Source organism: Acinetobacter sp. SM1B, assembly GCF_003289665.1.
GTDB classification, from domain to species: domain Bacteria; phylum Pseudomonadota; class Gammaproteobacteria; order Pseudomonadales; family Moraxellaceae; genus Acinetobacter; species Acinetobacter schindleri.
The window spans coordinates 860,077-883,810 of sequence record NZ_QMBM01000001.1 but is presented as its reverse complement, the minus strand read 5'-3'; the positions used below and the strand labels follow the sequence as shown (position 1 = coordinate 883,810).

At 45.0% G+C, this 23,734-nt stretch carries 19 protein-coding genes and 2 tRNA genes; 8 read left to right on the top strand and 13 right to left on the bottom strand.

What is annotated here, in order from left to right; all coding sequences use genetic code 11:
* Positions 1-17 precede the first annotated feature (17 nt).
* From C8322_RS04180 to C8322_RS14705, 4 genes are all read left to right on the top strand, one after another.
* Positions 18-2,297 (top strand): NADP-dependent malic enzyme, encoded by a 2,280-nt coding sequence (locus C8322_RS04180; protein WP_008302352.1) that lies wholly within the window; start codon positions 18-20, stop codon positions 2,295-2,297.
* Between the two features lie 83 nt (positions 2,298-2,380).
* Complete coding sequence (locus C8322_RS04175; protein WP_008302349.1) at positions 2,381-3,613, top strand: multifunctional CCA addition/repair protein; 1,233 nt, start codon at positions 2,381-2,383, stop codon at positions 3,611-3,613.
* A 159-nt stretch (positions 3,614-3,772) separates the two neighbouring features.
* Positions 3,773-3,937: a hypothetical protein gene (locus tag C8322_RS14535; RefSeq protein WP_227499321.1), complete on the top strand. Its 165-nt coding sequence runs from the start codon at positions 3,773-3,775 to the stop codon at positions 3,935-3,937.
* 60 nt (positions 3,938-3,997) lie between these two features.
* Positions 3,998-4,081 (top strand): hypothetical protein, encoded by an 84-nt coding sequence (locus tag C8322_RS14705; RefSeq protein ID WP_262478311.1) that lies wholly within the window; start codon positions 3,998-4,000, stop codon positions 4,079-4,081.
* A 174-nt stretch (positions 4,082-4,255) separates the two neighbouring features.
* Here the strand turns inward: C8322_RS14705 and epmA are convergent, their stop codons facing one another.
* The 5 genes from epmA to C8322_RS04145 all read right to left on the bottom strand — a co-directional run bounded on the left by epmA (position 4,256) and on the right by C8322_RS04145 (position 10,607).
* Entirely contained in the window at positions 4,256-5,230 is a 975-nt protein-coding gene (epmA, locus tag C8322_RS04165; protein WP_008302346.1) for an EF-P lysine aminoacylase EpmA, read from the bottom strand.
* The gene (locus tag C8322_RS04160) at positions 5,227-6,294 is read right to left on the bottom strand and encodes a 4-phosphoerythronate dehydrogenase (RefSeq protein ID WP_103799933.1); all 1,068 of its coding nucleotides are present in this window, start codon (positions 6,292-6,294) and stop codon (positions 5,227-5,229) included. Before C8322_RS04160 ends, epmA begins: the two co-directional genes overlap by 4 nt.
* A gap of 141 nt (positions 6,295-6,435) precedes the next feature.
* The gene (locus tag C8322_RS04155) at positions 6,436-7,674 is read right to left on the bottom strand and encodes a CaiB/BaiF CoA transferase family protein (protein ID WP_103799934.1); all 1,239 of its coding nucleotides are present in this window, start codon (positions 7,672-7,674) and stop codon (positions 6,436-6,438) included.
* Positions 7,675-7,726: 52 nt separating this feature from the next.
* A complete protein-coding gene (locus tag C8322_RS04150) occupies positions 7,727-9,157 on the bottom strand; it encodes an MFS transporter (protein WP_103799935.1) in 1,431 nt (476 codons plus the stop codon).
* A 226-nt stretch (positions 9,158-9,383) separates the two neighbouring features.
* Positions 9,384-10,607, bottom strand: a complete 1,224-nt coding sequence (locus C8322_RS04145) for an acyl-CoA dehydrogenase (RefSeq protein ID WP_004814982.1) — start codon at positions 10,605-10,607, stop codon at positions 9,384-9,386.
* Positions 10,608-10,848: 241 nt separating this feature from the next.
* Here C8322_RS04145 and C8322_RS04140 point away from each other — a divergent pair, with 241 nt between their 5' ends.
* The gene (locus C8322_RS04140) at positions 10,849-11,808 is read left to right on the top strand and encodes a LysR substrate-binding domain-containing protein (protein ID WP_103799936.1); all 960 of its coding nucleotides are present in this window, start codon (positions 10,849-10,851) and stop codon (positions 11,806-11,808) included.
* 36 nt (positions 11,809-11,844) lie between these two features.
* Here C8322_RS04140 and C8322_RS04135 read toward each other — a convergent pair.
* The 3 genes from C8322_RS04135 to greB form a co-directional block, all read right to left on the bottom strand.
* Positions 11,845-11,935: transfer RNA gene (locus tag C8322_RS04135), tRNA-Ser, on the bottom strand.
* A 241-nt stretch (positions 11,936-12,176) separates the two neighbouring features.
* Positions 12,177-12,267 (bottom strand) — tRNA-Ser (locus C8322_RS04130).
* A gap of 88 nt (positions 12,268-12,355) precedes the next feature.
* Positions 12,356-12,850 carry a transcription elongation factor GreB gene (gene greB, locus C8322_RS04125; RefSeq protein ID WP_004814978.1) on the bottom strand — a complete coding sequence of 165 codons (495 nt, stop codon included), beginning with the start codon at positions 12,848-12,850 and terminating at the stop codon, positions 12,356-12,358.
* 367 nt (positions 12,851-13,217) lie between these two features.
* Between greB and C8322_RS04115 the strand changes: the two genes are divergently transcribed.
* Positions 13,218-14,333 carry a transglycosylase SLT domain-containing protein gene (locus tag C8322_RS04115; RefSeq protein ID WP_071320241.1) on the top strand — a complete coding sequence of 372 codons (1,116 nt, stop codon included), beginning with the start codon at positions 13,218-13,220 and terminating at the stop codon, positions 14,331-14,333.
* 62 nt (positions 14,334-14,395) lie between these two features.
* Here the strand turns inward: C8322_RS04115 and C8322_RS04110 are convergent, their stop codons facing one another.
* Together C8322_RS04110 and ttcA are read right to left on the bottom strand one after the other, a co-directional pair.
* Complete coding sequence (locus tag C8322_RS04110) at positions 14,396-14,779, bottom strand: SCP2 sterol-binding domain-containing protein (protein WP_004814972.1); 384 nt, start codon at positions 14,777-14,779, stop codon at positions 14,396-14,398.
* 226 nt (positions 14,780-15,005) lie between these two features.
* Entirely contained in the window at positions 15,006-15,932 is a 927-nt protein-coding gene (gene ttcA, locus C8322_RS04105; RefSeq protein WP_004814970.1) for a tRNA 2-thiocytidine(32) synthetase TtcA, read from the bottom strand.
* A 559-nt stretch (positions 15,933-16,491) separates the two neighbouring features.
* Between ttcA and C8322_RS04100 the strand changes: the two genes are divergently transcribed.
* Both C8322_RS04100 and htpX read left to right on the top strand, forming a co-directional pair.
* The gene (locus C8322_RS04100) at positions 16,492-17,298 is read left to right on the top strand and encodes a lytic transglycosylase domain-containing protein (RefSeq protein WP_008305700.1); all 807 of its coding nucleotides are present in this window, start codon (positions 16,492-16,494) and stop codon (positions 17,296-17,298) included.
* A 170-nt stretch (positions 17,299-17,468) separates the two neighbouring features.
* Positions 17,469-18,374, top strand: coding sequence for a protease HtpX (gene htpX / locus C8322_RS04095; protein WP_004814968.1), 906 nt, complete (start codon positions 17,469-17,471; stop codon positions 18,372-18,374).
* A gap of 69 nt (positions 18,375-18,443) precedes the next feature.
* Here htpX and C8322_RS04090 read toward each other — a convergent pair whose 3' ends face one another.
* From C8322_RS04090 to C8322_RS04080, 3 genes are all read right to left on the bottom strand, one after another.
* Positions 18,444-19,037: a DUF4112 domain-containing protein gene (locus tag C8322_RS04090; protein WP_004892045.1), complete on the bottom strand. Its 594-nt coding sequence runs from the start codon at positions 19,035-19,037 to the stop codon at positions 18,444-18,446.
* Positions 19,038-19,116: 79 nt separating this feature from the next.
* On the bottom strand, positions 19,117-20,445 hold the full coding sequence (mgtE, locus tag C8322_RS04085; protein WP_103799937.1) for a magnesium transporter: 1,329 nt from the start codon (positions 20,443-20,445) through the stop codon (positions 19,117-19,119).
* 119 nt (positions 20,446-20,564) lie between these two features.
* Positions 20,565-23,666, bottom strand: a complete 3,102-nt coding sequence (locus C8322_RS04080; RefSeq protein ID WP_108675398.1) for a multidrug efflux RND transporter permease subunit — start codon at positions 23,664-23,666, stop codon at positions 20,565-20,567.
* Between the last annotated feature and the right edge of the window lie 68 nt (positions 23,667-23,734).

The window sequence follows — 23,734 nt, the reverse complement described above, 5'->3', positions numbered from 1 at the left end:
GATACATCGAGAGACTAATGGACGAACAATCTTTAAAACAACAGGCACTGTACTACCACGAATTTCCTACCCCCGGCAAAATCAGCGTCACCCCAAGCAAACAACTCGTTAACCAACATGATTTAGCACTAGCTTACTCTCCAGGTGTTGCAGCGCCATGTTTGGAAATTGAAAAAGACCCATCTAAAGCAGCACTGTATACAGCACGTGGTAACCTTGTTGCGGTAGTAAGTAATGGTACAGCGGTTCTTGGCCTGGGTAACATTGGTCCTTTAGCATCTAAACCGGTTATGGAAGGTAAAGGCGTCCTGTTCAAGAAATTTGCTGGCGTCGACGTATTCGATATCGAAATCGCAGAAAATGATCCAGACAAAATTGTCGACATCGTTGCAGCATTAGAACCGACTTTTGGTGGTATTAACCTCGAAGATATTAAAGCACCAGAATGTTTCTATATTGAACAGAAACTTCGTGAACGCATGAACATTCCGGTGTTCCACGATGACCAACACGGTACATCAATCATTGTAGGTTCAGCATTACTCAATGCTTTAATTATCAATGGTAAAAAAATTGAAGAAATCAAGATCGTAGCATCTGGTGCAGGCGCTGCTGCATTGTCTTGCTTGAACCTTCTTTGTGCACTAGGCGCGAAGAAAGAGAATATCATCGTTGCTGACTCACGTGGTTTATTGACTACAAAACGTGAAGGCTTAGATGAATCGAAAAAAGCGTATGTACAAGACATCGAAGGTACTCAGCTTGCTGACGTAATGGACGGCGCAGATATGTTCTTGGGTCTGTCTGCTGCAGGCATTCTGACTCAAGACATGGTCAAGAAAATGGCCAAAGATCCAATCATCTTTGCCTTGGCTAACCCGGATCCGGAAATTTTGCCAGAACATGCCCATGAAGCACGTTCAGACGTGATCATGGCAACTGGCCGTTCAGACTATCCGAACCAGGTGAATAACGCTCTTTGCTTCCCATACATCTTCCGTGGCGCACTCGACGTTGGTGCAACCACCATTAACGAAGAAATGAAGATTGCTTGTGTACACGCGATTGCGCGTATGGCACATGTCGAAGCAGATGCTGCATCTTATGGTGAAAAATCAGCATCATTTGGTCGTGATTACTTAATTCCTCGCCCACTGGATCAACGTTTGATTTTAGAGATTGCGCCAGCAGTTGCTAGAGCAGCGATGGATTCTGGCGTAGCAACACGTCCAATTCAAGACTTCTCTGTATATCATCAACGTTTGTCTGAGTTTGTTTATAACTCAGCATTTATGATGAAACCGATTTTTGCTCAAGCAAAATCAGATCCTAAGCGTATTGCATATGCGGAAGGTGAAGATCTTCGTGTACTTCGTGCTGTACAAATTGCAGTGGATGAAGGCATGGCGAAGCCAATTTTGGTGGGCCGTACAGCAGTAATTGAAGCAAATATCAAAAAATTGGGCTTACGCTTAGAAAACGGGGTAAACATCACCATCGTTGACCAAGAAAAGAATCCAGATTACGAAAAATTTGCCGATGACTACTATAGCATTATGCAGCGTAAAGGGGTAACACCAGAGTACGCACAACGTGAAGCTCGTCGTCGCTCAACACTTATCGCATCTATGCTTGTCAAACACGGCCTTGCAGACGGTATGTTATGTGGTACGTACTCAAGCTACGACATCCACTTGGACTTCGTCAGCAATATCATTGGTAAAAAAGACGGTCACAATACCTTCTTTACTTTGAATGCCTTAATGCTTGAAGAGCGTAACCTGTTTATTGCAGATACCTATATCAACCGTAATCCAACTGCTGAACAGCTTGCTGAGATGACCATTCTTGCTGCTGAAGAAGTACGTCGTTTCGGTATGACACCACGTATTGCGCTATTGTCTCACTCTAGCTTCGGTTCTGACCAGAACGATGCCAGTGCACAGAAAATGCGTAAGGTCTACGACATTCTGTCTGAGATTGCGCCTGAACTGGAAGTTGAAGGTGAAATGCATGGTGATGCGGCACTGGATGAAAATATCCGCCAGTTTGCTTATCCGAACTCACGCTTCAAAGGTGCTGCGAACCTGTTGATCATGCCAAACCTGGATGCAGCTAACATTTCGTTTAACCTGTTAAAAGCAACTTCTGGTAACAATGTGACCATTGGCCCGATTCTGCTGGGTGCAGCGAAACCAGTTCATATTTTAACGCCGACAGCGACTACACGCCGCGTCGTGAATATGACTGCTTTGACTGTTGCAGAAATCCAACAAGCGGAACAAGACGCCCTGTAAGCAAACGCGGCGAACGCCGAGTTTCTTGACTTGAGAAAACCTCTATTCTGTAGCATGATGCTTCTAAGAATAGAGGTTTTTTCATGCAAGTTTATTTAGTAGGCGGCGCAGTTCGAGATCATTTGCTCGGACACCCCTATCACGAAAAAGATTATGTAGTAGTGGGTGCAAGCCCCAATCAAATGCTCAATCTGGGCTATCAACCGGTTGGGAAGGATTTTCCTGTATTTTTGCATCCTGAAACAAAAGAAGAATATGCATTAGCACGTACCGAACGTAAATCCGGCACTGGTTATCATGGTTTTGAATTCCATACCGATACCAGCGTAACGCTTGAACAGGACTTGATCCGTCGCGACCTGACCATCAATGCCATGGCCATGGATGAAGCCGGTCATGTGCATGATCCCTATAATGGTCAACAGGATCTTGCTGACCGCGTTTTACGTCATGTTTCTGATGCTTTTATTGAAGATCCTCTCCGTGTATTACGTGTCGCGCGCTTTGCTGCGCGTTATCATGCAATGGGCTTCCATGTTGCCACGGAAACACTCGATTTAATGCGTCAACTTACTGAATCAGGTGAATTAAATACGCTAACGCCTGAACGGGTCTGGAAAGAAACATCCCGTGCCCTGATGGAATCACATGCGGATATTTATTTTGAAGTATTACGCAGCTGTGGTGCATTAAAAGTACTGTTCCCAGAAATTGATGCCCTGTTCGGCGTCCCGCAACGTCCGGAATATCATCCGGAAATTGACTGCGGCATTCACACCATGATGTCGCTACAACAGGCTTGTCGCCAGAACTATGATTTGGATGTACGTTTTGCTGTTCTGGTGCATGACTTAGGTAAAGCCTTAACGCCTACCGAGGAATTGCCACGTCATATCATGCACGAAGAGCGTGGTGTACAGCCCGTAACTGAATTATGCGAGCGTTTCAAAGTACCAACTTATACCAAACAACTGGCAATTGCAGTCTGTAAAGAACATTTAAAATGCCATCAGGCACTTAATCTGAAACCAGGTACTTTATGGCGGTTATTGCAGCGTCTGGATGTATTACGTCGCCCGGAACGTGTAGAAGCTTTTGTGCAAGCCTGTGAATGTGATTCTCGTGGCCGTTTAGGTCTGGAAGACCGTGCCTATCCACAAGCGCAATATGTGCGGGAAGCCATGCAAGTGGTTCGTGGTATCAAGGCTCAGGATTTACCCGCAGATATTCAAGGTCCTGATATTGGCGAGATGCTGATTGAACGTCGTATCCATGCCTTAGCCGAGCTGAAAGAACGCCATACTGCCTTAATTTAACAAAGCTCCTTCGGGAGCTTTCTTCTTTGTATATATTGATATCTAAAATACTTTTATTCTGCGCACTTATATTCATATTCAAAATTATTAGAATTCATTGACCTCATCTTCCACCTAGAATCGGGTTATCTCTCTTTCGCTTCTGTCTGATAAAAACTTATGAATTCTCTGATTCGTCCTTTGCAACTTGAACAGGACTTGCATGCAATCCATGCACTTACTACACAACTTGGCTATTCCACCACAGTAGAAAATATTCAGCAGCGCTGGCAACGCATTCATCAGGATTCGAATGATTTGACGCTGGTCGTTGAACATGAATAACAGGTCATAGGCTATACAGGTTTAATTCAGAAAGACACTTGGAAATTTGATGGGGGATATTTGCGAATTCAGTCTTTTGTAGTTGATCAGGCTCATCGCGGGCAAGGTGTGGGAAAAGGCTCATTGCAGCGATTGAAGAGTTAGCTAAACAACGTCTTTTAAAATTGATACAAGTAAATAGCGGCAATCGTGAGGAACGTTTAACTGCACATGCTTTTTATAAGAATCTGGTTTTTGATGCTTACAGTATCGATTTTTCGGAAATATCTGGCTTAATCAGCCTGCTCAGATAACAGGCTGATTAGATCAGGAAGAGGATCAGGAAATATCTGCCGGGAAAGTAATTACCTTTTCAAGCTTCATCTGATTGGTGGCGATCATCAACAGACGATCCACCCCAAGTGCGATCCCGGAACATTCCGGCATATTCGGTAAAGCAGCCAACAGATACTCATCAATCGGCATGACATGTAAACCGAGTGAGCTACGCTCTGCATTATCTGCTTCAAAGCGTGAGCGTAACACTTCCGCATCAATCAGCTCATCATAGGCATTCGCCAGTTCCAGACCTTCTATATAAAGTTCGAAACGTGCTGCAACCAGTTCACCATCTTCATCGAGTTTGGTTTTTGCTAATGAAGCAAGTTCAGGCGGGAAATCGGTCAGAAATACCGCTGTGTCAAATCCCAAGCTCGGTTCCACCATATGCGAGAACAACAGGTCAATATAAGCCAGACGATCCTGCCCCAGATCCAGATTTAAACCAACGCGACGGCAGCAGTCTTTTAACTCTTTTAAAGTTGCCTTTAAGGGATTCAGATCCAGTCGATCCATAAAGGCATGCTTATAGCTCAGTACTGTTGGACGAACTTCGCCAAAACGGGCTTTTAATACTACATTCAACAGATCTGAAACTTCAAACATCAGGTCTTTCAGGCTAAAGCCCGGACGATACCATTCCAGCATGGTGAATTCGCTGTTATGTTTACGCCCATGCTCATCATCACGAAACACTTTGCAGATCTGGTAAATCGGGCCACTACCACTTGCCAGCAGGCGTTTCATCGCAAATTCAGGAGAAGTTTGCAGATAATGGGTATTGAGCTTACCCAGTACATGACGTTGTGCTTGCACAGATGCCAGATGCACATCGGTCACACCCGCTTGAGACAAAATCGGGGTTTCTACTTCCAGCACATCACGTTCCGCAAAGAACTGACGCAGCTGTGCATATAAATGAGCACGTGCGCGCATCGCATTTACATCACAGCTCGGTTGATAAGCAATCGTCATGCTTTCGGTCCTCCATGTGCCGCCCATTCACGACGTAACGGATAGGTCTTACGTAAATGGTCAAAAGCCTGTTGATCGACTTTAGCGTCTTTTAAGCAAGCACGCAGATTGGCATCGTCACGTTGGATATCATAGATTTCACCCAGGTGCTGTTTGAGAGCTGCTTTTAAGTCCCGCCCTGCAAAATATGGCACACATTCTGGTAACTGGCTTTCAAACTGCTTATTAATTTCATAGCCAAAATGACGACAGAAAGCCTCATAAATCATTTGTGTACCACGCGCCTTACCTTCCAGACTATAACCGGCAATATGTGGCGTTACCAAGCTGACCAGATCCAGCACTTCAGCTGAAATCACCGGTTCATGTTCAAATACATCCAGTACCACCTGACGCTGAGTTGCCCTGATATCAGCGATTAATGCTGCTTCTTCAACGACTGGTCCACGCGCTGAATTGATCAGGATAGTTTCAGGCTTCATTTGGGCAAAGGCATCTGCATTGATCATATGATAAGTCGGATGCTCACCCTGTTTGGTCAAAGGAACATGAATACTGATCGCATCAGATTGCGCCAATAAGCTTTGCAGATCAACCTGTTCAATATGGTCTCGTTGTACAAAAGGATCACAACCGATCACACGCCAGCCTAGCAGGGCTGCCATATAAGCCAGTCGCGTACCCACGTTGCCTAGCCCAATAATTCCCAAGGTAAAATCGGGGCCAGCATCCAGGAGTGCTGGACGAAGTTTTAATAAGGCAGTAATCACGTACTCAGCTACGGCTTGGGCATTACAACCGGCGGCATTGCTCCAGGCAATTCCCTGCTGTTCAAGTGCAGCAATATCCAGATGATCCGTACCAATCGTGGCACTACCAACAAACCTGACCGAGCTGCCTTCCAGTAGCTGTGAATTGACTTTGGTCACTGAACGCACCAGTAGGACATCTGCATCCTGCACATCTGCCGCAGTCAGTGTACGGCCTGCACAATGCTGAATCTCGGCAAATTCTGCAAAGAAATAATCGGTAAATGCCAGATTTTCGTCTGCGACAATTTTCATAATGCCTTCCAACAACACAATGCCGTTATCTTAACGCGTGATGCTGCTGATGACCATTCAGTTATGTGGCCTTCTATTTTCTTAAGTGATTAAAAAAACCGAAGACTGGCTTCGGTTTAAGTAGAAAAAAATATTAATAGTTTAGGAAGCCGCAGATACAACATGATCAATAATACCCTGCGCATTGAGCGCGGCAATTTCTTCGGGACTACGGAACTGGGACAGAATCTGCTGGGTATGTTGTCCCAGTTTTGGCGGTGCATGACGATATTGTACAGGTGTATCCGACAGCTTGATCGGTGAACCAATCATTTTAAACTGGGCGTTTAAAGGATGTGGTAAATCCACCAGCATTTCCCGTGCAGCAACTTGGGGCTCATTCAAAGCATCTTCAATCGAGTTAATCACACCGACGGGGACTTTGACCGCGTGAATGGCATCAACCCAGTCTTTGGCATTCTTTGCAAGAAAATATTCTGATAATAAGGGAATCAGTTCATCACGATGTATCACCCGATCCTGATTGCGCTGGAATTTTTCATCCTGCAAAAGTTCAGATAACTCAATTGCCATGCATAAATCCCGGAATTGCTTATCATTGCCACAGGCGATAATAAATTCCTTATCTTTGGCTTTAAAGGTTTGATAAGGCACAATATTGGGATGATGATTTCCCATTCGTTTTGGTGCCGTGCCTGAAGTTAGATAGTTCATCCCCTGATTGGCCAAAGCAGCTACCTGTACATCCAGCAAAGACATATCAATATATTGACCTTTACCTGTATGATGACGAGCCAACAGCGCAGCCTGAATGGCAATGGTCGCATACAGCCCGGTTTGAATATCCACAACCGCTACACCGACCTTCTGTGCTCCACCACCCGGGACATCATCTGCTTCACCGGTAATGCTCATCAGACCTGACATACCTTGAATAATAAAGTCATAACCCGGCTCTTCGGCACGAGGCCCGTTCTGACCAAAGCCAGTAATCGAACAATACACCAGCTTCGGATTAATGGCCTTTAAGCTTTCATAATCCAGCCCATAGCGCGCTAATGCACCCACTTTATAGTTTTCAATCACCACATCGGCAGTTTTGGCAATATCCCGGATGAGTTCCTGTCCTGGTTCAGAGGCAATATCGACAGTGACCGAATATTTATTGCGATTGGCACACTGAAAATAGCCTGCCTCACGGGTATTTTCACCAGATGGCGTTTTCATCCACGGCGGTCCCCACATGCGGGTATCATCCCCTACACCTGGACGCTCGATCTTAATCACTTCAGCACCCAGATCTGCCAGAATTTGTCCACACCATGGTCCTGCCAGCACTCGGCTTAAATCCAGTACGCGTATTCCTTTTAATGCACTCATGCTCAATCCTTTTTTCATTGGCTAGGAAACCCAGCCTTTATAATGTTGATGATTACTGACTTGCAGTCGCTGGACGAGTTGGTTTCTTCGCAGTCACCGATCCAACTGAATCGCCATGTTCTGCTTCAGCCGGCTTCACCAGGCTAGACTGTTGTGGATCATATTGACGCTCACGAATAAACAGTCCTGGAATCACCCCGGCAATAAAGTACGCAGTTCCCATCACGATAAATGCCATGGTGAATGAACCACCTGCGGCGATAAAACCGATAGTTGCCGGTGCAATCGCAGCACCTAGACGGCCCATGTTATAGGCCCCACCAATGGCTGTACCGCGTACATCAGTTGAAAAGGTTTCAGCCATATAAGTTGCATTGACACCGTATGGAATTCCGTAAAGGAAACCGAAAGTAATCAATAAGTAGGCAATATTGGTTGGGGTGTTATAGAAAATGATGATTGGCAGGAAAGCCGCTGTACTGACCGTACCAAATACAAAGGTAATACGACGTCCAAATTTATCCGCTGCATAACCGGCAATAATTTTGCCCAGAATCATGGCGGTATAAGCACCGACCATATAGCCAGTCAAGGCTTTGAAATTCATATTGAGTTCGGTTTCCAAATAGGTCGGCATCCAGTTATTGACACCGTAATAACCGAACTGCAGAAATGCGGCAGTTGTCATCCATAACAGGAACATACGGCGATGCGAGTGATGACCAAAGATACGCTTATAAATGCTTTCTGATGGTTGTTGAGCAGTAACTGTTGTTTCTGGATTTTCCAGTTTCAGCGCTTTACGTTTCGCCTGCTCGATTTTCGCTTCCTGCCAGGATGCTGGCTCTGGCACAAAACGCATAAATAGCAATGCAAAAGCGGCGGGAATGATTGTCACGTAGAACAGCATGCGCCAGCCATAGTCTGGAATAATCGCACCTGCCATCAAAGTCGCCACGATATAACCGACAGTTTGACCCGTCTGTAAGGTACCCAATACTGTAGTGCGGTATTTGGTCGGTACATATTCTGCCATCAAGGTATTACAGGCCATGTACAGTGAACCCAGGCCGAATGCACCAATAAAGCGAAGTACCATGAATTGCTCATAGCTTTGAGTGAAACCCAAGATACAGGTCATAATTGAGAAAAACACGACTGACCAAGCGATGGTTTTTACCCGTCCAAACTTGTCGCAGGCCCATCCACCGGTAATCCCGCCAAGTGCCATTCCGGCCAAAGAGGCACTCCCCAGCATTCCGGCCTGAAACGAAGTCAGGCCAAATTCTGCTTTGAGACTGGTCAAGCTAAATGACAGCAGCATGATGTCTACACCGTCAATCACGAGCGAGACGAATGCGAAGATAAATGCCAGTTTCCAGGTATGGGCATGAATGCGATGAGCTGTGCCGACATTATTCGGTAGCTTTATACCCAAGGCAACGGCGTCCTGATGGAGACTATTTTGATTTTCGTTGTTCATGTATTACCTCATTTTCCCAAATGAGTCATCGACATTCCTCTGTCTTCAGGTTTACAGCAGCGTTCTTTATTCTTTTTCTGCTTACATCTTATGAACTTCTGCTTATTAATACTGAGAATGACAAGAAAGCTTCACGATGAATCCTTTATTTAAGTTATTGACCGGTTTTTAGGGACAAAAGCCCTAAGGATGCTCAACCCTGAGCATCCCGAATTTAGAAAATAAATTAATTAGAAAAAGCTGCGATACCTGTTTGGGCACGACCGAGAATCAAGGCATGTACGTCATGGGTACCTTCATAGGTATTCACCACTTCCAGGTTGACCAGATGACGTGCCACACCAAATTCATCAGAGATGCCGTTACCGCCCATCATGTCACGCGCAACACGAGCAATATCCAGGGCTTTACCACAGTTATTTCGTTTGATCAGTGAAGTTCCTTCTACCGAAGCAATCCCTTCATCTTTCATACGGCCAAAACGTAAAGCAACCTGTAAGCCAAGCGCGATTTCAGTTTGCATATCCGCCAGTTTTTTCTGAATTAGCTGGTTGGCTGCCAATGGGCGACCAAACTGTTTACGGTCCATGGTGTATTGATGCGCCGTATGCCAGCAGAATTCAGCTGCGCCCATCGCACCCCAGGCAATGCCATAACGTGCACTGTTCAGACAGGTAAATGGTCCACGTAAGCCACGAATTTCCGGAAAGGCATTTTCTTCTGGAACAAATACATTATCCATCACGATTTCACCGGTGATCGAAGCACGCAGACCCACTTTGCCGTGAATCGCTGGTGCAGATAAACCTTCCCAGCCTTTTTCCAGAATAAAGCCACGGATATCCCCAACATTACCTTCAGCAGAGACTTCTTTCGCCCAGACCACAAATACATCGGCAATCGGACTATTGGTAATCCACATTTTTGCGCCAGTTAAGCGGTAACCACCATCAACTTTCTTAGCACGGGTAATCATGCTACCCGGATCTGAACCATGATCTGGTTCAGTCAGGCCGAAACAGCCGATATATTCACCAGTTGCCAGTTTTGGTAAATACTTCTGTTTCTGTTCTTCAGAGCCAAATTCATTGATTGGCACCATCACCAGCGAGCTTTGTACGCTGGCCATAGAACGGTAACCTGAATCGACACGTTCAACTTCACGTGCAATCAGGCCATAGCTGACATAGTTCAACCCGGCACCACCATACTGTTCAGGAATCGTCGGTCCTAGCAAGCCGAGCTCACCCATCTCACGGAAAATATTCGGATCAGTCTGTTCATGACGGAATTGTTCCAATACACGTGGTTGAAGTTTACCCTGACAATAAGCGCGTGCAGATTGCATAATCATGCGCTCTTCTTCTGTCAGTTGCTGCTCCAGTAAAAATGGGTCTTGCCAGTCAAAATAGTTTTTCTGGGCTTTTTTTGTATTAACCATTTGATTCATCGCATCCTCTGCTTAGCTGTCTATTGTTCTCAATCTTCTGACTTGATCCTAGGCAGGAATGAAACAGCTTTCAAACGAGCATTTAGCATGTAGATATGCGTTAATTGCATAACTGAGATATGAGCCTTTCAATCAACAAATTTGTAAGCCTGATTAACTCAATGCTGTAGACCAAAGTTGTATATAGGTTTACGTTTAATATGTCATTTTGTGATAGGACGATATTTTCAGGGAGGAAATTATGCGCCGAAAAATCCCTTCTACCCAAAGCCTCATGTGCTTCGAATCTGCAGCACGCCATTCCAGTTATACCCATGCTGCACAGGAGCTCTTTCTGACTCAGAGTGCGATCTCACGTCAGATCCAGCATCTGGAAGAATTACTCGAGGTACAATTGTTTAGCCGTACGCGTCATGGCGTGGAACTGACCGCAGCAGGACAGCAATATTATGAAAGTATCAAACCTTTATTAATAAGTCTGGAACAAGCTACGCTGGATGTCATAGAACATAAAGGTCAAGGCGGTACGCTGAAACTGGGGGTTGTTCCTACTTTTGCAACCCGGTGGCTATTACCTAAGCTACATCGTTTCCAGCAGCGTCATCCGGAAATTACTGTACATCTGGAAACCAGCACACGCCCCTTCCTGTTTCATGAAACTATCTTCGATGCTGCCATTTATGCAGGTACACCAGAACAGGTCGCACAGTGGCCCGGGATTACCAGCCATTTCCTGATGCATGAAGATGTGGTTGCTGTCTGTTCACCCAGTCTCATCAAAACACATTTAAAAATGAAGGTAACAGCTGATACACCACATTTAATACTGAGTGCTGAACAGCTATTACAGTTACCGCTTTTACAACAGACGACCCGCCCCACAATCTGGCAGGACTGGTTCGAATTGCATCAGGTAAAACATCCAAATCCTTTAGGCGGACAGCGGCATGAATTATTTTCTATGCTGGCCGTTGCAGCCAAACATGATATGGGAATGGCCTTGATTCCACAGATGCTGATTGAAACAGAACTCGCCAGTGGAGAACTGGTGAAAATTTCTGATCAGAAACTGGAACGACGCCGGGCCTATCACCTGATTCATGCTCATAATGAACATTCCACGCTCATTGCCAGATTTGTAAACTGGATGAAAGAAGAACTACAGCAAGAACCCATTCAGACTAAATCTGAAGTCCCATAAAAAAACCCCAATCTTTCGACTGGGGTTTTGCAAATCTGGCGGAAGCGGTGAGATTCGAACTCACGGAGGGGTATAAGCCCTCGTCGGTTTTCAAGACCGGTGCATTAAACCGCTCTGCCACGCTTCCATGGGCGCCATCATATAAATAAAAATCCGGCTTGGCAATAAATTTTCGCAAAACTTATTAAAAAATCCGTTCAATCAGCTAATTTTCAGCCGGACGCTTTTCTTGAGTAGACACTTGATAGATAGATGAATAATAAAAATAAACCCAATAAATTTATGATGCTGATTAAAACGGAATCACTAACATGAAAAAAATTATAAGCATAAAAAAACCCCAATCTTTCGATCGGGGTTTTCAAATTTGGCGGAAGCGGTGAGATTCGAACTCACGGAGGGGTATAAGCCCTCGTCGGTTTTCAAGACCGGTGCATTAAACCGCTCTGCCACGCTTCCATGGGCGCCATCATATAAATAAAAATCCGGCTTGGCAAATATTTTTCAAAAATTTAGCTATCAAATGCACAAAATAAAATCAATTCGGTCAATTTGCTGAATTTTCAGGCTTTTCATAGCGGATGGTATTGATGAACCAGACTTTCTTACCGGAGGGTGTTATTACTTCTGCTTCATCATCAACCTGCTTGCCGAGCAGCGCACGTGCCATTGGCGAATCAATCGAAATATGCTGTGGATGGTGGTCATAAATTTCATCAACTCCCACTATGCGTAAAGTCTTTTGTTCTCCGGCTTCATTTTCAATTTCGACCCAAGCACCAAAGTAAACCTTCCCTTCCTGCTCAGGTGAAAAGTCAATGATCCGTAGCTCTTCCAGACGTTTGCCCAAATAACGGACACGACGGTCGATCTTGCGTAACAGCTGCTTGTTGTACTGGTAGTCAGCGTTTTCAGAACGGTCGCCGAGGCTGGCGGCCCAGTTCACTTTTTTAGTGATTTCCGGTCGTTCTTCATGCCACAGATATTTAAGTTCTGCCACTAATTTGTCATGCCCACCACGGGTAATCAAATTGGATTTCATCGTTTTCTTACACCACTCATGACATCGTTTTCTTTGCTAACTGCCCTATTTTATTGGCTATTTTAACAAGCAAACATAATACTAAAAAAATTTTCTAATGATTTTAAATACTTAAATTACATTTTTAAACATTTTTGCGTACAAAATTTGACAATCTATTTTTTGATCATTACCATGCGCACATCTGATTAACTTTGTTTATTTTTTAATCTGTGTAGTTTTTCTACACATTGCCGTTTAATCCCAAGTCATTTTGAATGACGTCATGACTGCCCAACCCTAATTGAATTTATCAACTTTAAGAAAGTTCTGTGGTGTCTTTTGCCTAAAACTTTCGAGGGCATAAATTACTTGTAGCGGAGACAACATGCACAGTAGTTCATCTTCTGGGTCGAGGCTTTGCCTAAGATCTTTATTTTCCTCTCTCCCTGTAAAAATTCTTGTATTGAGCACTGCGCTTGTTCCATTCCACGCCATCAATGCAAGTAAAACACCGGCACACCAGTTTGATAGTGTCGTCAACAGCAATAAGCTTACTGTTGTTGCTGTGAAGAGCCCGACCACAGTGTTTGAAGAAGGTGGTCACCTGCATGGTTTTGGTTATGATTTGGTTCGTAACTATGCCAAAAACATGAATGTAAAACTGGATTTCAAAACAGTGAGCGATGATGCCACTGCATTGAAAATGGTTGCTCAAGGCAAAGCCAACATGGCAATGACTACAAGCAGTATCAGCAGCATTGAAGCGCGTAAACTGACGTCATTCTCTGCAACTTGTGGTGATGGCAGTTCCCTGTCGTCTAAAGGCCTGAATGCCAACCTGAACTGGGTTTTCAAATCAGCCAATGATCCATTGAGCCAGACTGCAAGTAATTTCGTATGTAACAGCAAGCAAAGCGGCGCAATCAATCAGCTCGCTTCCTTTTACAATCAGAATGTAGTCGAGGAGCATTTCAGGGATAATATCCATCAGGATCTTAGCCAGCGCCTCCCCATTTACAAGGCCAGCTTCCAGCGATCTGCACAGCAATACGGCCTGGACTGGCATCTGCTCGCCGCGATCGGCTACCAGGAATCTTATCTCAAGCCAAACTCCGTGTCCCCGACCGGTGTCCGTGGTCTGATGATGCTGACAAGCTCAACCGCAAAGGCAATGGGTGTAAATAACCGTACCGATCCTGTTCAAAGTATTGAGGGCGGTGCAAAATACTATGACAAGATGCTGTCACGCTTTGAGCATATTCCTATGCCAGACCGTAACTGGTATGCCCTAGTAGCCTATAACATGGGTCCAGGTGCAGTTCAGAAAATTCAGAACAGTATCCGTAACCAGGGGAAGGATCCGGATAACTGGGTAAACCTGTATAGCTATCTGGAGCATAACAAAGCCAGCAATGGCCGTTATCGTCAGGCATTGCAATATGTAACCCGTATCCGTTCTTATCTGGAACAGATTAAAAGTTCAGAGCTTGTGAATATCTGATTTATTCAAACCATAAAAAAAGCTTACCCTTGGGTAAGCTTTTTTTATGCAGATAGGATTGATCAGGTTGTTTGCTCAAGCACTTTCTTGAACAGATCTTTTTGCTCTTGGCTTGGTTTTGCAGTTTGCAACGCCATCAGCTGAGACATATCCCCCTGAACCTTGATCTTACCGGTCATGAATGCTTGCATTGCAGCAGCCATGTCAAACTCAAGGAATACTTTACGCAGAGTTTCTGCATCCATGTTCAGCGTAGTCTTCGCATTTGAAGACAGACCTTTTTTGATCGCTCCACCATCTAAAGATAATTCAGTATTACCTGTAGCGTCCGCAACCACCAGGTTGATTGCAAGATTCGCAAGCGCTGGCGCCAGGTTTAGGTCACCTGCTTGAGCAGTCAGAGTTTCTACAGTTGAAAACCAATCATCAGTTAAAAAAGCAGGCATGATCTTTCCTCAATTTATTAGTTCGTGTGTGTCGTCTATCCAGACAACATCATTGTTGACGCTATTGCGCTTGCAGATTGTTATAACATGATCATTTGTCGAATGGCTAACGAATTTTGTACGCAGCGTTCAATTTTTGTCATTATCTTTCTGTTTTTATGTACATAGCCTTGATTGATAAGGCTTGACAGGCATTCAACTTGAATGAATACCCGTCAAAAAGGTCTTAATCCGCAGCAAAACCGAGGTTGACCATATTAATTCGCTTACTCTCGCCTTCTACTGCTTCTTCAGTTGAGCAAGAATCTTTAAAGTCGAATTCACGTTGGCTATCGAGTGCCTCGAAGTCAAACAGTTCGCGGTCAGCCAGTTGTGACGGTGAAACATTTTGCAGTGCACCAAAAATGCTGTGCAGACGTTTCGGATGAGCTTTATCCCAGTCACGCAGCATGTCATTAATAATGGCACGTTGCAGGTTTTCCTGAGAACCACACAGGTTACATGGAATGATCGGGAACTGACGCATCTCGGCATATTTGATGATGTCCTTCTCTTCCACATAAGCCAGTGGACGGATCAGGATGTTCTTCTTGTCTGAAGACAACAGTTTTGGTGGCATCGCTTTTAAGCTGCCGCCATGGAACAGGTTCAGGAAGAACGTTGCCAAGATGTCATCACGGTGATGACCGAGCGCAACTTTGGTCGCACCAATTTCTTGCGCGAAACCATACAGCGAGCCACGGCGCAGACGAGAACATACGGCACAGTAAGTCTTGCCTTCAGGCGTCAGTTTCTTGGTAATGCTGTAAGTGTCTTTTTCCAGGATGTAATACGGAATGTTATTTTCTTCAAGATAACGTGGTAATACATCTTCAGGGAAGCCCGGCTGTTTCTGGTCCAGGTTTACTGCAACTACATCAAAGTTGATAGGTGCGATACGCTTGAACTGCAGCATGATATCTAACAAGGTATAGCTGTCTTTACCACCAGAAATACACACCATGACCTTGTCGCCATCTTCGATCATTTTAAAGTCACGAATAGCGTGTCCGACCTGACGGCGAAGCTTTTTCAACAAACGGTAATAGGCAGAGCTTGTTGGCAATTCTGGTTTGAAATTAAATCCTTGCTCGGATTCAACTGGCGAGTACATAGACGAGAATAACCCATAAATAAAAATACCGCGCAATTTTATCCGATTCGGGTGCTTCTCGCATCAAAAGAATTTATTTTCCTGTTATTGAAGTAATACTCTAAACTTCATGTTTTATTTAGATTGATAAATTGAACGAAACAGTTCATTTTTTATCCAGGATGCTTATGTTTTGAACTTTTCCACAGTTTTCCACAAAACCTGTGGATAACTTTGTGGATTTAAAACGACTTGACAGCTTTATCGGCCCCAAAAATAAGGGTTCTATTTAAATTGATCATTTTTTAACCAATTTATTTTATATTTAGAATCAATTATTTAAGTGTGTCAAGAAAGCCATATTAAAAAAAAATAAATATTTTTTTTGGTTAGTTCTTCAACATTAGGGACTTGCATTTACAAACTTGTTTATAAATGCGTCGCTCATCACTTTTCATTACAGTAAATTTTGTTAAACTCTGTAGTAAGTTTTGGGGACAAATGTTCAATACATATACTTACAATGAATAAAAATTTGTGGTTTAAGGGGACTTCTGTACTAAGTTGTCTTTATATTTTGATGGGAACTGCTGCTTTTTCGCATGCAGGTCAGACGATCTATCAAATGAAAGATAGCAATGGTGTTACCCTGCTGACGAATAATAAAGGTCGCTACAGTAATCTAAAAGTAGAAAAAAAGACCTATTACCCGGACAGTAACATTCATAGCTATAGCAACTGGGGCTCAAGTGAGGCTTCGGTATTGCCGAGCTATAGCAAAAACAAAAATGCCTTTGATTCAATTATCCGTGAGGCTGCACAAAAGCACGGTATTTCTGAAGGTCTGATCAAGGCTGTGATGCATACTGAATCTGGCTTTAATGTCCATGCCCGTTCTCCAGTCGGTGCTCAGGGACTAATGCAGCTCATGCCTGCTACCGCACGCCGCTTTAATGTATCTAATGCTTATGATCCGCATCAGAATATTATGGCAGGTGCCAAATATCTGGCCTGGCTAATGAAACGTTTTAATGGCAATACCGCTTTAGCACTGGCAGGTTATAACGCTGGTGAAGGCAATGTCAGCAAATATGGCGGTATCCCGCCCTTCCGCGAGACGCAAGACTATGTACGCCGTGTGACCAGCCGGTATCACAATCTATATTCCAGTGGTGTTAATCTGACCGCCGCTGCGGCACCGGTTGAAACCGCCAAGATTCTGGCCAGCTCTGCCAATTATAAAACGTCGGCAGCGCCTACCATTAAAGCCAGCAATTATCAGCGTCAGATCATTGCCAATGCAGATGGCAGCTTCACTGATGCGCCTGCCGGTTCTTATGCCACCGCACATGCCACTGCATCCGCCAGAATATATATCAACGATTAAGCCCTTCCTCTTCATCATTCATCCTAAGTTTTGGTTGATCATGGTGATGAGGTAAATTCTGGGTAATTTACTATTTTTTTTCTTGAAATTTGAGTCATTTCACCTCATATTGAGGGTAATGATTGTAATTTGCTAATCAGATTATTTTTCTATAATAAGAGGATTTCTCAATGATGCGGATTGGTTTGTTTTTGCTAACCAACCTCGCGGTACTGGTTGTAGCTGGCATTATCTTGTCACTCTTCGGTGTCGGTAGTTACCATGGCGCGGGTGGCTTGAATCTAGGCAACCTGCTAGTGATCTGTTTTGTGTTCGGTATGGTGGGTTCTTTAATCTCACTATTCATGTCTAAATGGATGGCGAAGAAGACTACTGGTACTGAACTGATTGATCCGAATGCTCCTCGTAACCAGGCAGAAGCATGGTTATTACAGGAAGTAGCACAGCTATCTCAGCGCGCTGGTATTAAAATGCCAGAAGTGGGTATTTTCCCATCTTACCAGTCAAATGCTTTCGCGACCGGCTGGAACAAAAACGATGCACTGGTGTCTGTTTCTACAGGCTTGCTAGAACGCATGAACAAAGATGAGTTACGTGCTGTACTTGCCCATGAAATTGGTCATGTTGCCAATGGTGACATGGTAACACTTGCTCTGATTCAGGGTGTGGTCAACGCCTTCGTCATGTTCTTTGCCCGGGTTGCTGGTGATTTTATCGACCGTAACGTATTTGGCCGTGAAGATGGTGAAGCACCAGGAATTGCTTTCTTCGTGATTACCATTGTGCTTGATATCGTATTTGGTATCCTGGCATCCGCTATCGTGATGTGGTTCTCACGTCATCGTGAATACCGTGCCGATGAAGCCGGTGCACGTTTAGCAGGTAAACAGGCCATGATTTCTGCGCTATTACGCTTACAGGCAGAATCTGAAATGCCAGATGCCATGCCGAAAGAAATGAAAGCCTTTGCAATTTCAGCAGGTCAAGAACAAGGTTTCAGCTTGGCTGCATTGTTCCAGACACATCCAACGATTGAACAACGTGTAGCCGCTTTGCATCAGCTTGATTGTCCTTAATCTACTGAGCACAACGCTATACCGAAAAGCCTCCTGACAGAGGCTTTTCTTTTATCTATACTTTTGTGTTTAAGCAGTTTGACTGATCCATTGGTACAGGGCCATCCCACCCCAGCCAATTGCCAGTACAAACAGAATCAGGAAAATGGTACCCAGAATATCCGGAATATGAATCCAGATCCAGGCAACCACTGGATTGCGCCAGAATGCAGACTGCTGCTGTTTCTGTTCTAGTTTTTCATGCAGAAAAGGATGTACCACATGCCGATCCGTGTGGATCTGGTATTCCTCACGGATATGATCATGCACGATATCCAAGGCCTTACGGCTAGGACGGATAAAAATATCGAAGATGGTTCCAGCCACGGGAATAAAACCGACCACGGCATCCATGGTTGCCAATTTAATGACCGGATTCAGTTTGGACTGTGGCACGCCGATCTGACGTGCCTTATAAATGGCATAACAGGTCAAGGCAAAACCAGCCAGATCTCCCGCCACAGGTACGGTACTGAGTGCAGCATCAGCACCAACACCCTGCTTGGTAAACGGAATCCGGACTACGGAGTCCATCATATTGGCAAACTTGGCCAAATCCCGTTCCAGGCGAATGACTTCCTGTTGTGTCAGTTTTGGTGAGTTGCTGTTGTCTGTCTCAATCATCGGAACAACCCGTTTATCATTGTGTAATGATTCAGCCTAACCTAATTAGATATTAAAAATATAGCGTAATTTTATTAACTTAAAACAAAAGTCTGGATGCCACGAACAAATACACCACCACCCCACTGGCATCGCAGATCGATGTCACCAGGGGCGCTGAAGCACTGGCAGGATCGAGTTTCAGCCTATTCAAGATAAATGGCAGACTCATGCCAATCAGACAACCAAGCAAAACAATCCCGGTCATACTGATGGCAAGTACTACAGCAACCATCAGATCGCCCCGGATATAACCCAGAATCGAAACAGCACAGGCCATAGTTAGACCAAGACACAGCGCCACCAGAGACTCCCGTCCAACCAGACGGAACCAGTCTGTAAACTGTACATCGCCAGTTGCCAATGCCCGGACCATCAATGTAGCAGACTGAGAACCTGCATTCCCGCCACTTCCCACCAGCAGTGGCAGGAAAAATACCAATACGATATGTTCCGCAATGATGTCCTCATATTTGGCAATACCAAAACTGGATAGCAAACTGCCAAACACCAGCAGTACCAGCCAGAATACCCGCTTTTTATACAGCGATAAAATCGGCACAGTTTTGATACTGTGTTGATCTAGCGGTGATACCGCACCTGCTTTTTGGAAATCCTCCGTGCTCTCGGCCTCGGCAATATCCATGGCATCGTCATAAGTCACAATCCCGACCAGTTTTTTGGACGTATCAACAATCGGCAAGGCAATAAAGTCGTAATAGGCCAGCGTGCGTGCAATCTTTTCCTGATCTTCATCCACCGTGCCATAAATCACTTCTTTCGTCATAACCTCGGCAATAGTCGCGGTAGGCAGTGCCTGAATAATCTGACGTAATGAAATTACCCCCAGCAGATGTAGCTGTGAATCTACAATATAGATCAGATACAGCGTGTCATGATTTCCAGCAATATCACGTAGCGTTTCAATTGCCTCGTTCATGCTGAGTTCAGGAGGCAGCGTCAAATAATCCGAACTCATCAATGCACCGGCAGTTTCCTCCGGATAGGCATGGAGTACTTTTAGTACCTGACATGACTGTGCTGAAAGCTTGCCCAGCAATTGCTGCTGTACCGAAAGAGGCAGCTGTTTATACAGGTCAATAAAGTCATCCGAATGCATTGCATCCAGTAAGGTCACCAGTTCTTCGAGAGATAATGATGCCGTAAGCTGAAGCTGCTGATGCAGAGGCAAGTATTCAAAGACTTCTACCGGGCGTTGCAGCTGCTCAAAGTGATGCTGCCGTTCAGCTGGTTTCAGCTCGGCTAATAGCCTTGCCTGATCGGCGATATTCAATTGTGCCAGCTGCTGGTCTGCACCTGTCTGATGCAATTTTAATAATTCCCGTACCTGTTCAACTTGCTGATCCATCTGCGCGCTGCTGCCCTCTTGTTATCATATATTTTTATATTCTAGTTTCATTCACTATGCCTCAGCTGAGTGAAGCATGGTGTTACTTCATTGATCTTTATAGCTGAAGGTAGATGATCTTAATTCAGTGCCTGCTTTTTCTTCTGAAACAGGCTACGGATCATCACATACATAAATGGAATAAAGATCAGCACCAACACAGTTCCAAAGATTACCCCACCCAGAACACTGACTCCGATTTCCTGACGGCTGACCGCCCCGGCACCAAAGGCAAAAACCAGTGGCAGAATCCCGGCACCAAAGGCCAACGACGTCATTAAAATTGGACGTAGACGCAAGCTTGCACCTTCCAGCGCTGCCGCGACAACGGATTTGCCATGCTGCTCTGCCAAGGCAGCAAATTCCACAATCAGAATGGCGTTCTTACAGGACAAACCAATCGTGGTCAGTAAGGCTATCTGGAAATAGATATCATTTGGAAAGCCTGCGAAATAACTGAAAATGATATTCCCACCAATACCCAGCGGAATTGCTGACATTACCGCAGTTGGAATACTCCAGCTTTCATAGAGTGCAGCCAGACACAGGAAGATAAAGCCAATCGAAATCGCATACAGCCAGATGGCCTGATTGCTGGATTGTTTTTCTTCGAAGGACAATCCACTCCAGGTCACATCAATACCTTTTTGATCGGCCACTAATGCTTCTACATCCCGCATTGCTTCACCGGTACTGGTATCTTTGGTGACATCAGCTTCCATCTGCAAAGCGGTATAACCCATAAAACGATTTACCACTTCCGGACCACCGCTCCAGTCTACCGTCGCAAAATTACTGAACGGTACCATCTGATTCTGGTCATTGCGCACATGCCACATCGCCAGATCTTCAGGTTTGGAACGGAATTCTGCATCACCCTGCATCATTACCCGTTTAATCCGGCCTCGGTCGATGAAGTCATTGACATAGTTACCCCCCCAGGCAGCAGAAAGTGTACTGTTGATTGCGGATTGGGTCAGACCATTGGCCATGGCCTGTTTCTGGTCAATATTAACCTTTAATTCAGCCTTCTCCGGATTGGAGCTCTTACCCAGATTTTCAAACGTTGAATATTGTTTGGTTTTTTCTTCCAATTCTTTAAATTGCTGTTCCAGATATTGGCGGCCATTTCCCTCTATATCCCGGATCCAGAATTCCAGTCCATCGGTTTGTCCCAGACCGCTGACTGAAGCTGGCATATTAATATTGACCTGTGCATCCTTAAAACCACGGAAATGTTTTAAGGCACGTTCACGAATAGCTTGCGCAGTATTTTCCTCGCCAGGACGATCATCCCAGTGTTTCAGTGCCACAAAACCGGTTGCCAGGTTCTGACCGGTACCCGAGAAGTTACGGCCATAACGCATCATCACCAGATTGATATTGTCTTTTTCCTGTTCCAGGAAATATTCACGAATCTTTTCTCCGGTGGCCACCGTATTCTTTAGCGGCGCACCTTCTTGCAGGCGCACCTGAATGCTAAGCGTTCCCTGATCTTCACTTGGCAGGAAGCTGGTTGGCAAAGCCTTATAGAACAGACCAAATACAGCAACCAAACCGGCAAATAAAATTAAACAGATGGCCTTATGTTGTAGGGTGACATTAGAAAGTTTCAGATAACGCTGCTTAACACTTTCCAGTTTATGGTTAAACCATTGCGCCCAACGTGCCGGATTCGGATTTGGTTTGAGAATCAGCGCACACAGGGCTGGTGTCAGAATCAGGGCCACCATCAGTGACAATGACATGGCAGCAACCAGCGTAATGGAAAACTGACGATAAATAACCCCGGTAGAACCACCAAAGAACGCCATGGGAATAAATACTGCCGTCAATACCAAAGTAATACCGACCAGAGCCCCACTGATTTCCTGCATGGATTCCAGTGCTGCTTCCTTGGCGGTCAACTGCTTCTCATGCATTAGACGTTCAACGTTTTCCACCACGACAATAGCATCATCCACCAGCAGGCCGATTGCCAGAACCAGTGCAAATAAAGTCAGGGTATTGATGCTGAATCCAAGGGCATACAGGATTGCCATAGTACCGAGTAAAACCACTGGTACAGTGACTGCTGGAATCAGGGTAGCGCGCCAGTTTTGCAGGAAGATAAACATCACCACAATCACCAGGATGATGGCTTCAACCAGTGTTTTAAGGACTTCCTTAATGGATTCCTGAACGAATGGCGTGTTATCCCGTGGATAAGCAATCTTATAGCCTTCCGGCAACTGATTAGACAGACGGGCAATTTCCGCCTTGATTCGTTCTGAGGTCGCGATGGCATTGGCACCGGAAGCCAGCGAGATCGCCAGACCTGCGGATGCATAACCATTATTGGTACTATAGGATTGATAATTTTCTGCACCGAGTTCAACACGTGCCACATCTTTTAAATAGATAAAGCTGCCATCCCGGGCAGACTTTACAATGATATTTTCAAATTCTTCTACTGTTCTGAGTCGCGTGCCCGAAGTTACCTTGGCATTCAGATACTGATCCTCGACCGTAGGCAGATCGCCCACAGCACCGGCTGCGACCTGGGTATTCTGTGATTCAATCGCAGCACGCACATCGCTAGGCATCAGGTTATACTGTTTCAGCTTGAGTGGATTCAGCCAGATCCGCATGGCATATTGCGAGCCAAAAACATCCACCTCACCAATGCCTTCAATCCGGGAAATGTCCTGTTCCAGATGTGTCATCAGGTAGTCCGACAAGGCAATATTGTCACTGCGCCCGGATTCGTCATACAGGCTGATCACCATATGCGTATCGCCCAGCGACTTGAACACATTCACACCCTGCCGTTGTACATCTTCAGGCAAGCGGTTCAGCACCCCATTAATCGCATTTTGTACCTGTACCTGAGCCGTGTCTGGATCAGTCCCGTTTTCAAAGCTGATATTGATCCGGCTACGCCCGGAGGAATCGCTGCTAGAACTGAAATACAGCAAGTGATCAATGCCTTTAATCTGCTGTTCCAGTACCTGGGTCACGCTCTCCTCCACCGTTTCTGCCGATGCGCCGGAATAGGTTGCCGATACGGTCACTCGCGGTGGCGCAATATCTGGATAACGTTCCACAGGTAAATTCATGACCGCAAATAATCCGATCGCCATCACGACGATGGCCAGCACGCCTGCAAAAATAGGTCGATGAATAAAAAACTTAGACAGCATAGGTCTGAATCACTTTGAATTTGATGAATTTTAGGATGAGTTGGACAACTGAATCAGCTATAGGGATA

Coding starts and splice junctions, on each gene's coding strand:
- C8322_RS04180 (WP_008302352.1), top strand. CDS start 18: ATGGACGAACAATCTTTAAAACAACAGGCACTGTACTACCACGAATTT.
- C8322_RS04175 (WP_008302349.1), top strand. CDS start 2,381: ATGCAAGTTTATTTAGTAGGCGGCGCAGTTCGAGATCATTTGCTCGGA.
- C8322_RS14535 (WP_227499321.1), top strand. CDS start 3,773: ATGAATTCTCTGATTCGTCCTTTGCAACTTGAACAGGACTTGCATGCA.
- epmA (WP_008302346.1), bottom strand. CDS start 5,230: ATGACGATTGCTTATCAACCGAGCTGTGATGTAAATGCGATGCGCGCA.
- C8322_RS04160 (WP_103799933.1), bottom strand. CDS start 6,294: ATGAAAATTGTCGCAGACGAAAATCTGGCATTTACCGATTATTTCTTT.
- C8322_RS04155 (WP_103799934.1), bottom strand. CDS start 7,674: ATGAGTGCATTAAAAGGAATACGCGTACTGGATTTAAGCCGAGTGCTG.
- C8322_RS04150 (WP_103799935.1), bottom strand. CDS start 9,157: ATGAACAACGAAAATCAAAATAGTCTCCATCAGGACGCCGTTGCCTTG.
- C8322_RS04145 (WP_004814982.1), bottom strand. CDS start 10,607: ATGAATCAAATGGTTAATACAAAAAAAGCCCAGAAAAACTATTTTGAC.
- C8322_RS04140 (WP_103799936.1), top strand. CDS start 10,849: ATGCGCCGAAAAATCCCTTCTACCCAAAGCCTCATGTGCTTCGAATCT.
- greB (WP_004814978.1), bottom strand. CDS start 12,850: ATGAAATCCAATTTGATTACCCGTGGTGGGCATGACAAATTAGTGGCA.
- C8322_RS04115 (WP_071320241.1), top strand. CDS start 13,218: ATGCACAGTAGTTCATCTTCTGGGTCGAGGCTTTGCCTAAGATCTTTA.
- C8322_RS04110 (WP_004814972.1), bottom strand. CDS start 14,779: ATGCCTGCTTTTTTAACTGATGATTGGTTTTCAACTGTAGAAACTCTG.
- ttcA (WP_004814970.1), bottom strand. CDS start 15,932: ATGTACTCGCCAGTTGAATCCGAGCAAGGATTTAATTTCAAACCAGAA.
- C8322_RS04100 (WP_008305700.1), top strand. CDS start 16,492: ATGGGAACTGCTGCTTTTTCGCATGCAGGTCAGACGATCTATCAAATG.
- htpX (WP_004814968.1), top strand. CDS start 17,469: ATGATGCGGATTGGTTTGTTTTTGCTAACCAACCTCGCGGTACTGGTT.
- C8322_RS04090 (WP_004892045.1), bottom strand. CDS start 19,037: ATGATTGAGACAGACAACAGCAACTCACCAAAACTGACACAACAGGAA.
- mgtE (WP_103799937.1), bottom strand. CDS start 20,445: ATGGATCAGCAAGTTGAACAGGTACGGGAATTATTAAAATTGCATCAG.
- C8322_RS04080 (WP_108675398.1), bottom strand. CDS start 23,666: ATGCTGTCTAAGTTTTTTATTCATCGACCTATTTTTGCAGGCGTGCTG.